Origin of the sequence: Desulfotomaculum sp. 1211_IL3151, from assembly GCF_036763075.1 — a bacterium.
Lineage (GTDB): Bacteria > Bacillota > Desulfotomaculia > Desulfotomaculales > Desulfotomaculaceae > Desulfotomaculum.
This window is the reverse complement of the sequence record NZ_JBAIYV010000034.1, coordinates 1-15,123: the sequence shown is the minus strand read 5'-3', so window position 1 is coordinate 15,123 and position 15,123 is coordinate 1. Positions and strand designations below refer to the sequence as shown.

General features: G+C 50.9%; 5 protein-coding genes and 1 pseudogene. All 6 read right to left on the bottom strand.

Features of this window, described 5'->3' with window-relative positions:
* Window positions 1–262, bottom strand: a 262-nt coding sequence (locus tag V6C11_RS08145) for a hypothetical protein (RefSeq protein WP_333530643.1), incomplete at its 3' end; no start/stop codon positions are given.
* Window positions 263–490: 228 nt separating this feature from the next.
* Window positions 491–1,435 (bottom strand): annotated as a pseudogene (locus tag V6C11_RS08140) (transposase); the annotation flags it as partial.
* A gap of 440 nt (window positions 1,436–1,875) precedes the next feature.
* A complete protein-coding gene (locus tag V6C11_RS08135; protein WP_333530642.1) occupies window positions 1,876–8,313 on the bottom strand; it encodes a Calx-beta domain-containing protein in 6,438 nt (2,145 codons plus the stop codon).
* A gap of 1,869 nt (window positions 8,314–10,182) precedes the next feature.
* Window positions 10,183–12,783: a LuxR C-terminal-related transcriptional regulator gene (locus V6C11_RS08130; protein ID WP_333530644.1), complete on the bottom strand. Its 2,601-nt coding sequence runs from the start codon at window positions 12,781–12,783 to the stop codon at window positions 10,183–10,185.
* A gap of 416 nt (window positions 12,784–13,199) precedes the next feature.
* Window positions 13,200–14,693 (bottom strand): IS1182 family transposase, encoded by a 1,494-nt coding sequence (locus V6C11_RS08125; RefSeq protein WP_333530641.1) that lies wholly within the window; start codon window positions 14,691–14,693, stop codon window positions 13,200–13,202.
* Window positions 14,668–15,123 (bottom strand): hypothetical protein (locus tag V6C11_RS08120; RefSeq protein ID WP_333530640.1); only part of this gene is annotated, 456 nt, incomplete at its 5' end. The genes V6C11_RS08120 and V6C11_RS08125, both read right to left, overlap by 26 nt.

Genomic DNA, 15,123 nt, shown 5'->3' with positions numbered 1-15,123 from the left:
TCACGAGGCCCTTTACTAAATATTCGAAAAACTTTACAGGGTCGTTGTCAAAGGAATCAAGTTGATACCATACAAAGGGTACTTTCACACAATCCATGAATTGTTTAATAAATACTGTCTTGCCATAGCCAGCAGGAGCAACAACAAAGGTTGCTTTTCTCTCTTTAAAATTCGCCATTTTTAATAACAGCCTGTGTCTATCTATAATTCCCCTGCCTAAATAAGGCAATCGGAGTTTGGCCATAATTAGATTATTATTCAATAAATCACCCCCGTTGAAATAAGGATGCTAATTAATTAAAATTTAAATAAAATTATTGTATTTTTTTACAAAATATCACGTCAGACGATTTAGGTCAATGAATTGCACAATTAAAAATTTCAGATCAAAGTGATTACTAGAGCCACTAGAAGGGCAGTTTTTTAAAAGACAATTCAAAAAACAATCCACAGTAGCAATTTACAATAATTTCCTGATAAAAAGTGACAGTTATCCTATTAATAGTGACCCACTTAAAAACGAGTGGTTCTTAAGCATCCTGCTCAGCACTTTTTCCTTTGCTACTGCAACACTACCAGCCAGTAATGCAATGCAGCTAAGGGCTAGGTGGAGAGTTACTTTCTCTATCCCCCTAGTACGAATACAGTTAGCACCCAGGTATTGTTTTAAGCGACCAAAATATCTTTCTACAGCAGTTCTTTTATTGTAAAGGTTCTTCAGTTCCGAGTCCCACGGGCAGGCAAGCAATTCATTCTTGGTTCATCTTGAACTTTGCTCTTTACAACTAAGCCGTAGGAAGATTGTGAACACCAGGCGAAGCTGTAAGGGCAATCATATTTCCCCATTACGTGTGGGCACCTGTATTTATTGGTTCCAGTCTTTGCATCACTTCCCCAGTACACCATCCTTTGCCCATTGAACATATGGGAGTTCCGTCAAAGTCGCAACCTTCAGGATGGTCTTTAGCCCCACGAGGGTTAATGGGGATAATCACTTGACCTTTGAATTTGGTCATAATAACGGAGTAAATTTCTTTGCTGTTATAACCCATGTCCATAGAGTAGTATTTAGGCTTGCTAGCTTCTGCTAAAGACTGGTTTACTAGTTTAATTAAAGGAATAGCCGTCTTGGCATCATGAGTATTAGCAGGAGTAACCATAAAAGCAATTGGCAATTCACTTTGACAATCTACTGCCATGTGGGTGGAGTTTATACCCAAACCAGGAAATTTGGTTACCGTGTATATCCCTTTTAGCTCCCCAGTTTGCAGTTTTGTCACCCTGTAAATCTTTTTAGGCTTGGATTTTTCTCCTAAGCATCTATTTTGCTTGAATCAATAGCGACACACTTAGAGCCAATGAGCCCCATATCTCTGGCTCTTTCAACAAGGTTATCAAATATCGCTTGGAGGACATTCTTAGTTTTGTTTGCTTTCATCTTGGGGAGTTCTATGACCCAATGAAGGTAAAAGTGCCTATTCAATCGCCCTGTTAAAATAATAGCCCTCTTTATATGATAGCCATAACCTGTAAAAATTTAATAGTTGCAGGTTTATTTTGGCTTAAAGAATTTGCTTTCACATTAACCGTCCCTATGCTTCATGCCACGAATATCCAGTGTAAACAAACTACCCAAGGAAGTAAGATTCCTTGGGTAGTTTTGTTTTTGTCGGCCAATTCTAATCGGCAGCGTGTATAAACAATTCAAGCCTTTTTAATGCCTGATATAACAATCCGGCAAAGCTTTCAGTAATGCCGATAAATCTTCAGAACTTATTTTAGTATTCCCTAGATCCAGTAAGTTTTAAGTTTGTCAGGAGGCAGATTACGCGCGGAACTATTAGACCGGAATGTCATTCGACATCTTGCGGGCAGTTACTCTATGTCAACACTCAATATGTTTTTACCGCCGTTCATGGCCTCCTTGCCGGCCGGCCCGTTAAATAACGTTTCTTTAAAATTAGCCGGACCAAATTTTGTCACATCGGTTATGCTGAAAGGCATCTGAATACCTCTATTAAGGTAGGAACCGCCTTTGCTCTTAATTGATTTATCAATGTAGAGCACATAGCTGCCCCCGTTACTATAAGGCTGAACCGGCCTTACCTGCGCTGTTTTATATTGGCTGTCCGGGGTGTCCGCTACCCCCACGGCTACCGGATGCCGCTCCCCTGTTCCCGCTTTGCAGATAAAGATGGTGGTATCGGTAAGGGTAGTCACATCTACCTCATGATTGAACCTCACCAGCCACTGTTTATCCACAGGCACACCCACCGTTGCAGCAGTGCCGCTCCAGAGGGCGTACTGACTAATGTCCGGGGGGAATGCCCATACGGTGAACGGAACCCGGATGGCCTGGGCCAAGGCTTCCCCTCCCTTATCCCTCACGGACCGGCTTACATATAGTTCGTAGCTCCCTCCACCTATAAAAGGCTGGGTTGGCCGCAGAATTACTGTAGTTGTCCCTTGGGCTTCGGATATCTCAATATTGACCGGATGCCTCTCTCCCTTACCGACCCTGCAGATAAAGATACTATTTTCGGTAATAGTGGCGCCATCTATTTCCCTGTTAAATTTAATCTGCCATGCCTTATCAACTGCCACACCCATGTTGCCAATGGAACCTGGCCAAAGTGTATATTGACTGTCATCGGGGGGGGCCGGAACCGGATCAATGATGCTCAGCACAGCCGTGCTTTGTCCGCCGAGGATTGCGCCACCGGTGGGATTGCTTATGACAAGGTTAACAGTTTCGCTGGCCTCATTTATACTGTCACTTATGATGGGTATACTGATTGTTTTACTGGTTTCCCCGTTTTCAAAGGTCAGGTCACCGGATGTGGCTGTGTAGTCCAACCCAGCCGTAGCCGTCCCGTCGCTGGTTGTATAGTGTACCATCACCATGCCGTCACTGCCGTTGGTGCGGGTAATGGTAATAGTGGCGCTGCCGCTGTCCTCGCTAACGCTGTATGCCGTCTCACTAAACTGTAACCGGCCCGGCCCGGCTGTAGTTTGAGTGTAGAGCACATACCGGGTGAAGTGCTTGGTCCAGACCACCAGGTCGGGTCCGACGTCTATTTTGCCGTCGCCGCCGGGCGGCAGCGCGTCGCCGACCGCCTGATTATCAGCGCTCATAACATTTGTAATCTTGACAAAATTTCCGTCTCTGTAGTAGCCAACATCTTTTCCGGCCCTACCAGGGAATACTATCCTGACCGCCTTGCTGAAAGTCAGATGAACATCTCCGAAACCTATCTCTATCACATCATTGACTGTGGCGGTTTTGCCGTCGTCAGGAGTAACGATTACGGAGCTTTTTGCCTGAACCCTGGGTACACGAATGGTGCCGTCCCAGTTGACGTCGGCAGCACTAATTTTTACGCCGGCGGGAATATTTACGACTATCGGCTCCGCACTGATTGACGTGGTCGCGGAAACAGTAAGCGCGGGGAGAGCGCCTGTCGTCACTGTGCCTGCTACCGGAGTATCTAATAGCTCACCTACATTAATCGTGGCGCCGGAAACGTTCCCGGGTATATTCACTGTGACAAAGCTCGGTGTACTGCTCGTTACGCCAAGGTTCTTATTGGTATTATCAACGATTACCGTGGTAGCTGTAATCGGCACCGGCAAGTTGTTAACAGGCAGTTCCAAGTTTAAGTCGGCGCTGTGGCCACCACCGTCAAAGACCGTGACGGTAACATTAAAAATTCCCGCAACCGCCGGAACCCCACTGATCAGCCCGCCGGTGTTTATGTCCAGCCCCTGCGGCAGGCCGGTGGCACTCCATGTGTACGGTGCTGTTCCGCCGCCGGCTTTCAGGGTGGTGCTGTAAGGCTTACTAACCGTTCCATCAGGGAGGCTAAAGGTAGTAATGGCCAGAGTGGCCGGGTTTACTACCAGGGCAAAGCTGGCGCTGGCTCCATTACCACCGCCGTCGCGAACTGTAACTGTAACATAGAAAGTTCCCGCAGCCGTCGGGACACCGCTAATCACCCCGCCACTAGTGATATCCAACCCCTGCGGCAGACCGGTGGCACTCCAAGTGTATGGTGGGATTCCGTTAGAAGCTGCGAGGGCTACGCTATACGGCGATCCCAACGCAGCACCGGGTAAACCCCGGGTAGTAACGGCCAGTGACGGTGACGGTGGCGGCGGTATATACCAGGCAGCTATTGCGACGCCGGTTCTGTCTGTTGCTAGGATGTTTCCGGCGGTATCCTGGACGTCGCCGTTACCGTCGGCGGTGTACTTCACGATGACTCCTTTTTTAACCGCCGGACTCAGGCTGGTCACTGTGAGTACCACATGTCTAGCGTCGGCACCCTGAGCAATAGCTGAAACGACATAAGCTGTGCCTGGTGTGCCTGTTTCTGTCACTGTAAAGCCGCCGTCGTTACTCTTGGCAATATTTGTGCAATTTTCGCTCAGCGTTACAGTGATGTGGGTGTCGTCGGTCCGGGTAGCGCCAACTAAAACGGGCGGTGTCTTGTCGTTCAAGGTTTGGGCCCCGGTGGTCTGCGCAGCGGACATGGCATTGCCGGCTTTATCGTAAATGGAAGCGCCGTCGGCGGGTTTTACCTCAATCGTTTCCAACCCGTTCGGGATTCCGGTTAAGGTAAAGAACACTCTTACGGTGGTTTCCCCGCCTGCAAGTATAGATGCCGAATCTTCCACTACATTGTCGTTATTTTTCACTGAGATGATCGCCGTGTTAGTGGCTGTTCCTTCATTCTTGGTAAAGGTTAAAGCAAGCCCCGACGACGTCAAGGCAGTTGTGCCGTCACTGTCACCGTAAACACCTTCGCTGAAGGTGATGTCAAGGTAGGCGTTGCCGGTGTCTAAGGCGGCCGAGGTGATCGCGGGAGTGTTAATGTCCCAGGCTGCCGCGGCAACTCCAGCGCTGTCAGTGACCATGGCGTTCCCCAGGGTATCCTGGACATTGCCGTTGCCTCCGGCGGTGTACTTTACGGTGACTCCTTCTTTGGCTGACACACTCAGGTCAGCCACGGTAAGCACTACGTGGCTGGCGTCGGTGCCTGGGGCAATGGCTGAAACGGCGTAGGTAGTGCCGGGAAGGTCTGTTTCATTAACCGAAAAACCGCCGTCGTCTGACCTGGTAATGTTCGTGCAATTTTTACTCAGCGTAACGGTGATATGGGTATCGTCCGTCCGGGCAGCGCTGACTAAAGTGGGCGGTGTCTTGTCGTTCAAGGTTTTGGCCCCGGTAGTCTGTACGGCGGACATGGCATTGCCGGCTTTGTCGTAGATGGAAGCGTCATCGGCGGGTTTTACCTCAATTGTTTCCAACCCATTCGGAATTCCGGTCAGGGTGAAGAACACCCTTATGGTGGTTTCCCCGCCTGTCAGGACCGAAGCGGAGCCCTCCGCCTCGTTGTCGTTCTTTTTCAGTGAGCTAATCTCCACATTGTCGGCTGTTCCTTCATTCTTGGTGAAGGTTAAAGGAAGTTTGGCCGTCGTCAGGGCTGTTGCTCCGTCGGTGGAGCCGTACACACCCTCGCTGAAGGTAATGTCAAGGTAAGCGTTGCCGGTGTCTAAGGCGGTCGAGGTGATGGCGGGACTGTTGATATCCCAGGCTGCCGCGGTAACTCCCGCACTGTCGGTAACCATGGCGTTACCCAGGGTATCCTGGACATTGCCGTTGCCTCCGGCGGTATACTTCACAGTGACTCCTTCTTTGGCTGACACACTCAGGTCAGCCACGGTAAGCACCACGCGGCTGGCGTCCGCGCCCTGTGGGGCAATTGACGAAACCGTGTAAGTTCTGCCGGGAGCGCCTGTTTCATTAACCGAAAAGCCACCGTCGTTTGACCCGGTAATGTTCGTGCAGTTTTTGCTCAGCGTAACGGTGATATGGGTGTCGTCCGTCCGGGCAGCACTGACTAAAGTGGGCGGTGTCTTGTCGTTCAAGGTTTTGGCCCCGGTAGTCTGTACGGCGGACATGGCATTGCCGGCTTTGTCGTAGATGGAAGCGTCATCGGCGGGTTTTACCTCAATTGTTTCCAACCCATTCGGAATTCCGGTCAGGGTGAAGAACACCCTTATGGTGGTTTCCCCGCCTGTCAGGACCGAAGCGGAGCCCTCCGCCTCGTTGTCGTTCTTTTTCAGTGAGCTAATCTCCACATTGTCGGCTGTTCCTTCATTCTTGGTGAAGGTTAAAGGAAGTTTGGCCGTCGTCAAGGCTGTTGCTCCGTCGGTAGCGCCGTACACGCCCTCGCTGAAGGTGATGTCAAGGTAAGCATTACTCGAGGCCAAGATGGTCGAGGTGACGGTGGGACTGGTGGTATCCCAAGCTGCCGCGGCAACTCCAGCACTGTCGGTAGCCATGGCGTTCCCCAGGGTATCCTGGACATTGCCGTTGCCTCCGGCGGTGTACTTTACGGTGACTCCTTCTTTGGCTGACACACTCAGGTCAGCCACGGTAAGCACTACGTGGCTGGCGTCGGTGCCTGGGGCAATGGCTGAAACGGCGTAGGTAGTGCCGGGAAGGTCTGTTTCATTAACCGAAAAACCGCCGTCGTCTGACCTGGTAATGTTCGTGCAATTTTTACTCAGCGTAACGGTGATATGGGTATCGTCCGTCCGGGCAGCGCTGACTAAAGTGGGCGGTGTCTTGTCGTTCAAGGTTTTGGCCCCGGTAGTCTGTACAGCGGACATGGCATTGCCGGCTTTGTCGTAGATGGAAGCGTCGTCGGCGGGTTTTACCTCAATTGTTTCCAACCCATTCGGGATTCCGGTCAGGGTGAAGAACACTCTTACGGTGGTTTCCCCGCCTGTCAGGACCGAAGCGGAGCCCTCCGCCTCGTTGTCGTTCTTTTTCACCGAGCTAATCTCCACATTGTCGGCTGTTCCTTCATTCTTGGTGAAGGTTAAAGGAAGTTTGACCGTCGTCAAGGCTGTTGCTCCGTCGGTAGCGCCGTACACGCCCTCGCTGAAGGTGATGTCAAGGTAAGCATTACTCGAGGCCAAGATGGCCGAGGTGACGGTGGGACTGGTGGTATCCCAAGCTGCCGCGGCAACTCCAGCACTGTCGGTAGCCATGGCGTTCCCCAGGGTATCCTGGACATTGCCGTTGCCTCCGGCGGTATACTTCACAGTGACTCCTTCTTTGGCTGACACACTCAGGTCAGCCACGGTAAGCACCACGCGGCTGGCGTCCGCGCCCTGTGGGGCAATTGACGAAACCGTGTAAGTTCTGCCGGGAGCGCCTGTTTCATTAACCGAAAAGCCGCCGTCGTTTGACCCGGTAATGTTCTTGCAGTTTTTACTCAGCGTGACGGTGATATGGGTATCGTCCGTCCGGACGGCGCTGACTAAAGCGGGCGGTGTCTTGTCGTTCAAGGTTTTGGCCCCGGTAGTCTGTACAGCGGACATGGCATTGCCGGCTTTGTCGTAGATGGAAGCGCCGTCGGCGGGTTTTACCTCAATTGTTTCCAACCCATTCGGGATTCCGGTCAGGGTGAAGAACACCCTTACGGTGGTTTCCCCGCCTGTCAGGACCGAAGCGGAGCCCTCCACCTCGTTGTTGTTCTTTTTCACCGAGCTGATCACCACTTTGGTGGCTGTTCCCTCATTCTTGGTGAAGGTTAAAGGAAGTTTGGCCATCGTCAAGGCTGTTGCTCCGTCGGTAGCGCCGTACACGCCCTCGCTGAAGGTGATGTCAAGGTAAGCGTTACTCAAGGCCAAGATGGCTGAGGTGACGGTGGGAGCAACACCGTCCACCAGGACAGCCGTTGTACTCCCCACATTGTTTAGAGTAAGAGTAGCATCTACCGTTTCATTTTTTATTGTTCCGTCGTTAAGGGTTATGCTTCCCCCAACGGAAACACCGTTTGCGTCCAAGTGGCCGGCCTGTACCGTGTAGCGGAAAATCAGGCCCGTTGAGCCTGAGCCTCCGGCATATAAGGCATTAACCAGGCCGCCAGTGTCAAGAGTGATTGGGATGCTCGGCGTACCAGTCACCGCTACAACTTTATCGAAATTGACGGTAAAGTCCAGCTCTTGGCCTGCCCCATAGAGCCCCGACCCGGGTGGGGCAACACTTATAACCTTCACAGGCTCGTTGACTGTTACATTAAAGTTAGTAGATACAGATTTGCTGCCGTCATTTAGGGTCAGGGTTATGATGATATTTCCATTTTTAAGCGGTGTAAAGCTGATACTCCGGTTAACCCCGGAACCTTCGACTGAAATGCCACCGTCCGGAACGATTGTCTGATCATTCGATTTTGCCGTGAGCGTGGCATCCGCAGTTGTATAATAAGTATAGACCGGTACGGTCAATTTGCCCAAATGGGTCGTCTGGTCGCCGATAGGGGATATTTTGGGAAAGTTGTTTAAAATCTTAAAGCTGGTATTGTTCACTGCTACGTCAAAAGGAGGCGAACCCGTATTTTTGAGTGTAATTTTTACACCCTTCGCGTTTGCCGGGATCGTTTTTTGAATCGACGCGGGGTTGCTGGTTACATTAAAGAGGGATCCGACCGGATTGGTACACGCAATATCTGTATAGAATTGAGCTTCAACTCTACCGTATCCGTTTGGAAAAGCCGCCGACATCAAAAATTCCAGTCCGCCGGTATCAATTAATGAGGAGAATTTAGAAATATCTATATTTTGGTTCATGTAACTGTCTGAAGTCTTCATTTTAAAGCCGATGCCCGATGCTGTAATATTAACCGTGTTACCCGACCAGCCCTTCAGTCCGTCGGTGCCGGTTCCGTTCTCAACCAGGTTTGTGTCCATGGCAATGACTTTATGCACAATGATGTGGACGGTTTTTTCGGCGCTTTTGGTTTCGTCGGAGGCCAACACCGTGATATCCGCCTCGCCGGATAAATCACCGGCCGGTTCGATCCTCAGCGTCCGGTTGCCGCCGCCGCCGCTCACGGTGATGTTAGCGGCAGGTATCAGGTTGACATTGGTGGATGACGCGTTAAACGTCAGTTTGTTCAAATCCCCAGTATCGGCGTCACTTATGGTAAAATTCGCGGTATAGGCAACTCCGGCATCTGTTTCCGCCGATGTCGGGAAATCGCTTCCAAAAACCGGAGCGCTTCCGGCGGGAGCATTCACGAGTTTCAAGGATACCTGGTCAAATTGGGCATAACCGCCTTTGGTCAGAGTGGCCGACAGGACCAACTTAAATTTTCTGACGCCTGGGTCGGCCTGGATGTTGATTTGGAAAGATCCCATAGCACCTCCGGACGAGGTGCTATTTACCACTTGGGAAGTTTTCAGCAAAGACCCGTCTGCGGAATATTGCTCCAAAATCGCCTTTGCTTCATTACCCGCATTGATTCCCTGAAACATGCTGATGCTAAGCTTGGCGGACACATTTCCGGCAGAAGTAGCGTCAAAAATCCCGCTTCCTTCGGTTCCGGACAAGGCAATCTCCTGCGACATCGTGCCCGACAGAGGTTCATCCATACTAGAGTTATAGAGAAAAAAGTAGTAACTGCCCGCAGCCGGTGGCGCCCATGTGGAATATGTTGTACTTGCACTCCAGCGATTCAGACCAGTATCGTCAGTCCAGCCTGAGATATTTCCCGACTCGGCGCCGCCGTTTGTCACCAACTCCGTGTCAAACTCCGTATCAGCATAAGCAACGGTGAGCGGCAACATAAGCATGGCAAAAAAAAGCGTTAAAAGAAAAATTACCGGTTTCCAGTTTTTCACAAAAACCCTCCTCTCCCAGTTGTATTTCCATTAAAATTGTTTTTCGGGTATTTTACTCCATTGCAAAAGTATTCCAACATCCCCCGCCTATGCCTAAAATTTGTATTCGGGAATTTATATTTTAATCCCCCACTTTTTAGCCTGACTTTTACTGTTTGCAGAGCGAAAAACTGCCTTAAACCTTATAATAATCCGAAGATCAGCCCCTCTTTTAACAACTGACGCATTTGATCACTTCCTTTCTTTTTTCATGGTTGGGGCTGACAAATTCCGCCGCTTGGAATTGACACTGCCACGGGCCGCCGGAAAAAAAGATTTCCGCCCGGCTGCCGCGCTGGTGCTCTTTCCTTGCGCCTAGCTTACCGTCCGGCGCGAAGCATTAAAAAATGCACCAAGCATAACATTGCCGGGTACATTTTACCATACGGATTTGGTTTTGCAGTCCCCCGGCGGGGGACAAATGAGGGTAATTAGCTGCCACCGCTACTGAAGAATCCCCAGTTCCCGCGCTCGCCTCACAGCGTCCCGGCGCCCGCTCACTTCCAGCTTGCCGTAAATTCTGGCAAGGTAGGTCTTGACAGTCTCCGGCCCGACGGACATTTCCCCGGCAATAGCCCGGTTATCCAGACCCGTTGCCACCAGGCGCAGCACGGCAAGTTCCCTGGTGGTGAGAGAGTTGCACTGCGTAAGTACCGCTTGCAACCCCGGATAACGCAGCATCGGGCTTTCCCGCGCCAAGGCGAGCAATTGCCCGACGTAGCTCGCCTCGTCTTCCGTCAACTTCCCGCTGCGGGACAACCGCCGCAGGAGAACCAATAAGGACTTCCCTTCATCTACGAAGCTGCGCAAATAGCCGTTGTCCCGGCCCAGGGCCAAGTTTCGCCGGAGCATTTCCAGCGCTTCCGCAGTCCGGCCCGCAGCGTCGCAGACGATGGCCAGCAGGTTGGACACTTCGATAATTTGGGGCAGATGCCGCTCTTTTTTGGCAAAAACCAGCAGGCGCTCCAAAAAAAGATGGGCTTCTCTCGCCTGTCCTCGGGCCAGCAGTACCCTCGCCAGGGTGACGTGCTCGTAGGCCCGGGCGACGCTGAGACGGTCGTAAATATCCAGGCGATTGTGTGCCAGCCAGTCGTTAACCGCTCTGGTATCGCCCGCCGCCAAATTGAGGCGTGCCTTGAGGGCGGCCAGTGGGAACAGCCACTGCAGTCGGCTTAAATCCCTGACTTGCCTTTCGGCATCCGTAACCACAGCCAAGGCTGCCGGTAAATCACCCCGGGCTAGATTAATTTTGGCCAAGGTAAACAGGGCCGGCAGCAACACTCCGGCTTCTCCCGCCCTTTGGGCTTCCTCCATTCCTGCCACCAAGCTCTTGATTGCTGTGTCCGGTTTATTCCACTCGTACAGTGCCTCAGCGTTGGCCACCAGGATGTACCCGCCGCGGGCAGAAGGTTCAATCAGGCTGCGAGCCTTAAGGTAGATACCGCTCTCCATGGCCCTCGCCTTCTCTTTCAGATGGCCAAACCATCCAAACACCCCTCCCAGCAGGCTGGTTTGCAGCGGTTGAAAGACAATGCACCGCGTATACATCAAAACCTTCTGTCGGGTCTGGCCGGCCTGGGTCAGCCAGTGCAGAGTACCCGGCACATCCCTTCGTTTAATCGCCAGATATGCCCTCAGCACAACCCTGTCCACAGTCATGCTAAATTCGCCATCCGGACCGGACTGCTCTTGCTCTGCCTTCCGGCAGGCAACCTCGGCCCACTCCAACCATTGTTCCACCTCCGCAATCCGGCCGTCCGCAACAGCTGCCCAGGCTGCCCCGACACACAAACTTGGGCTTAATTTTAGTAATTCATATGGCAGATCCTGAAGCCATCGGAACAGGGTAGCTGTTTCGCCCCGGTCAAACATTTCCGGAACCAAGCACGCCACCTGGCGGGCCGCCTGACCGTGTTCCCCCCCCTGCAAGAAATAATCGATGGCTTTAGCGGTCAGTCCGCAGTCCTTGCACCAACGTGCGGCCTTGCAGTACAGGCTGCGGACCCGATCCGGATATCTTTCCTTTAGGAGCCCCTGCAGGAATTCGGCAAAGAGTTGGTGATACACGTACCACTGGTCGTCCAGACTGGCTACAAAACCGCAGATCCTCCCCACCGCGGACAAGACAGCACCGCTGTCCGGCCTTCCGGTTACCGCCTCGCAAAGGGGCCCGGAGAGGTGGCTAAGAATGGATGTTTGCAGCAGGAAATCTTGCACGTCCGGCACAACCCCACCGAACACTTCTTCCCGGAAGTAGCAGGCAAGCAAGCGATCTCTGCCCCCGAAGCCTTCAATAGTCACGGCTTTGTCATCGCTTTCCAGTAGAGACAAGGCCGCCATCTGCATGCCGGCGGCCCAGCCGCCGGTACGGTCAGCTAATTTTTCGACCTCTTCCCTGGTGAGATCTATGTTCCGCTGTTTATAAAAGGCAGCCACCTCTTCGGTGGTAAAACCCAGATTCCTGGCGGTCAGTTCCGTAACCAGACCAGCGGCTCTCAAACGGGGCAGGGGCAGCGACGGTTCTGTGCGCCCGGAGATGATGAGATGAAACTGCCCAGGCGCGTAGCGAACCATGAACGAGAGTGTCTCATGAACAAGCGACTCGCTAATAGCATGATAATCGTCCAGGACTAGAACAAAATCGCAAGGTAGGTGCGACATGCCGTCGATAAGCAGTGAAATGGCCGCTTCCCAAGGCGGACTGGTTGAGGAGCACAGCATGGACTCTATCTCAACGCCGATGTCCGGCCGGATGCCTCTCAAAGTGGCGGCCACATAGGTCCAAAACCGCACCGGGTCGTTGTCGCCGCTGTCCAAAGACAGCCAGGCTACAGGAAAACCCGCTTGTCTGGCCCACTGAGCTATGGCGGTGGTCTTGCCGAACCCGGCGGACGCAGTTACCAAAGTCAGTCTGCTTTGCAGCATCCCGTCCAGACGAGCGCAGATCCGGGGACGATCCACCAAGCCCGACAATGTATGTGGTATCTGCAATTTTGTCTGCAGCAAGGGAATCTTATAGGCATAATTGTTTAGGGGAATGACCATCCGGTTCACGCAGAACACCTCCTAATTCTTCCGTGCTTCAGGCTAGCCCTCGGGGTCTGAGATCCTATCAAGATTCGATAAAAATTGCATCCAGAAACGCCGCTCTGTCAGTTTCTGCACAAGAAAATAAAAACTTCGTAATAAGCTGTTTCTGTCCCCGAAGCTGCGATTGTAGTCGTCATATTTTTTGACGGATAAGGCTCTCTTTGGCTTCTATAGCTTTTTGCAAAGCAGGTTTCCGCTGTCTTTACCCTGGACGAATTCTTCCTCCCCTTAGAGCGCATATAGATGTTTAAGCAGCTTCTCCATGTCTTGAATCATACCAGTGACAAGGGCAGGGGTTGTTGACATGTATTCAAAAAATGTGTCAATAACCCCGTCAGACTGTTACAAAACTGCTAATTCATCTCACACATTCATGCAGCGTTGAGGACAGAATACAAGGATTTTATCAGAAATTTACGCAAATGGCTCAAAACGCAAAAAGCACCTCGTGCAACCGCCTTCAGACTGTCCATGATTCCCCTAAATCCCAATACCTTTACCACTCTTTTTAAATTGTAGCCTAAAAAGAGCAAAGCAACCTCACTGCGCACCTTTCGTCTGGTGCGTAACAGGAAATATCCACCGTCCAAGGCGTGTTTTACCGTGCCAAAGGGGTGTTCCACCATCTGTTGCCGCAGTTTGTAGAGGGCTAGATTATCTGCGAAGTTTCTGTCTGCCTCCTCATAAATTCTACTGTATTGGCTCCGCGTTATCGTACGGTATGAACGCTTTCCCTTGGTGCAAGTACTTTTTTGTGGACAATCTGCGCAGGCCGTTTTGTTGAAGTAGTTGCGACGTTTAGCCGACTTTTTGCTGTGGCTATAGAGGGTTTGTCCCATGGGGCAGAGGTAGATATCTTGTGCAGTGTCGTATTGGAATTTATCGCTATGGAGCTCCTCCGGCTGATCTTTCTTGTTCGGAGCCTTCTGACGGGAGACGACAGCTTTAATCTTATAACGCTTTACTTTTGTTAAATCTCGGCCATTGTAATATCCTTTATCCGCTACTACGGTGAAACGCTTGTAACCCAGTTTCTTGACTCGCTTTACCATATAACCCAGTTGGTTTTGGTCTGCGGGGCTTTGTGAGACATGGTAGTCCAAAACAAGGTCATGTTTGCCATCTACTGCGCTTTGGATATTGTACGCCATATCCACGCCGCCACGGTTATTCCCCATGAGTCGTGCGTCCGGATCCACAGCAGAGACCTCGTTGCAGCAAGTTTCGTCCATTTGAGCTAGATATCCCTCATAGCGTTCTTTTCGGGAGAGCAGTTCGGCAAGACCTGCCGGAGCTGCTCCGGAGTTTGGTTCTTCCAAATGATCTGCCGCCTCTGCCTCTGTCATGTATTCCGCTATTTTCTCATCCAGACGGGTTAGCCGCTCGGTCAGTTTCTTCCGGCTGAAATTCATCTTTTTGTTGTTAGAGGCCTTGATCTTCGTGCCATCAACCGCAATGAGTTCCCCGCCCACCAGTTCCCAACTCTTGCATAGCCGTACAAATTCCTGGAACAGCTTTTGTAATGGGCGCACGTTTTCACGCCGGAACTCTGATATGGTTTTGTAGTCCGGTGTAAGACCCTCCAAAAGCCACATGACTTCTACGTTTCGCCGTGCCTCACGCTCCAGTTTCCGGGACGAGCGAATACCGTTCTCATAGCCATAGACATACAGCTTGCACAGTGCCTGAGGAGGATATGCCGGGCGTCCTGTATCCGCTGGAATGGTTCGTGTGAATCCCAGTTGCCTCAAATTGAGTACCTCAATGTATCGATCGATCACGCGAGCCATGCTCTCCCCATCCACCATATCTTCCAAAACCCATAGCCCACATTGTTCCCTATTTGTTCCTTTTAGGTACCCCATCTCTATCTCTCCATCCATACTCTTCTTGCTTATATTTTACCATTTTTACTAGAGGTGGAGATGGTTTTGTAACAGTCTGACGTCCCCTTGACACCCTGACATGGACTGTGCTTGGCATGTAGCTTATAAAATATTCTATAAACTCTAATACATCTGTCTCCTTTAGCGAATGTAAATTATCAAAAATAATAATCAGTCCATTATTCGCTTTATTTTCTAGTTCGTTAATAATAGAGACCATTAGTCTATAAAATTTTTTATCGGCCTTTATATCTTCCAGGTTAAACTCGGGTAAAATAACCTGAAAATCTGGTAAAGCTGTCACGAGGCCCTTTACTAAATATTCGAAAAACTTTACAGGGTCGTTGTCAAAGGAATCAAGTTGATACCATACAAAGGGTACTTTCACACAATCCATGAATTGTTTAAT

Coding starts and splice junctions, on each gene's coding strand:
- V6C11_RS08125 (WP_333530641.1), bottom strand. CDS start 14,693: ATGGGGTACCTAAAAGGAACAAATAGGGAACAATGTGGGCTATGGGTT.
- V6C11_RS08130 (WP_333530644.1), bottom strand. CDS start 12,783: ATGGTCATTCCCCTAAACAATTATGCCTATAAGATTCCCTTGCTGCAG.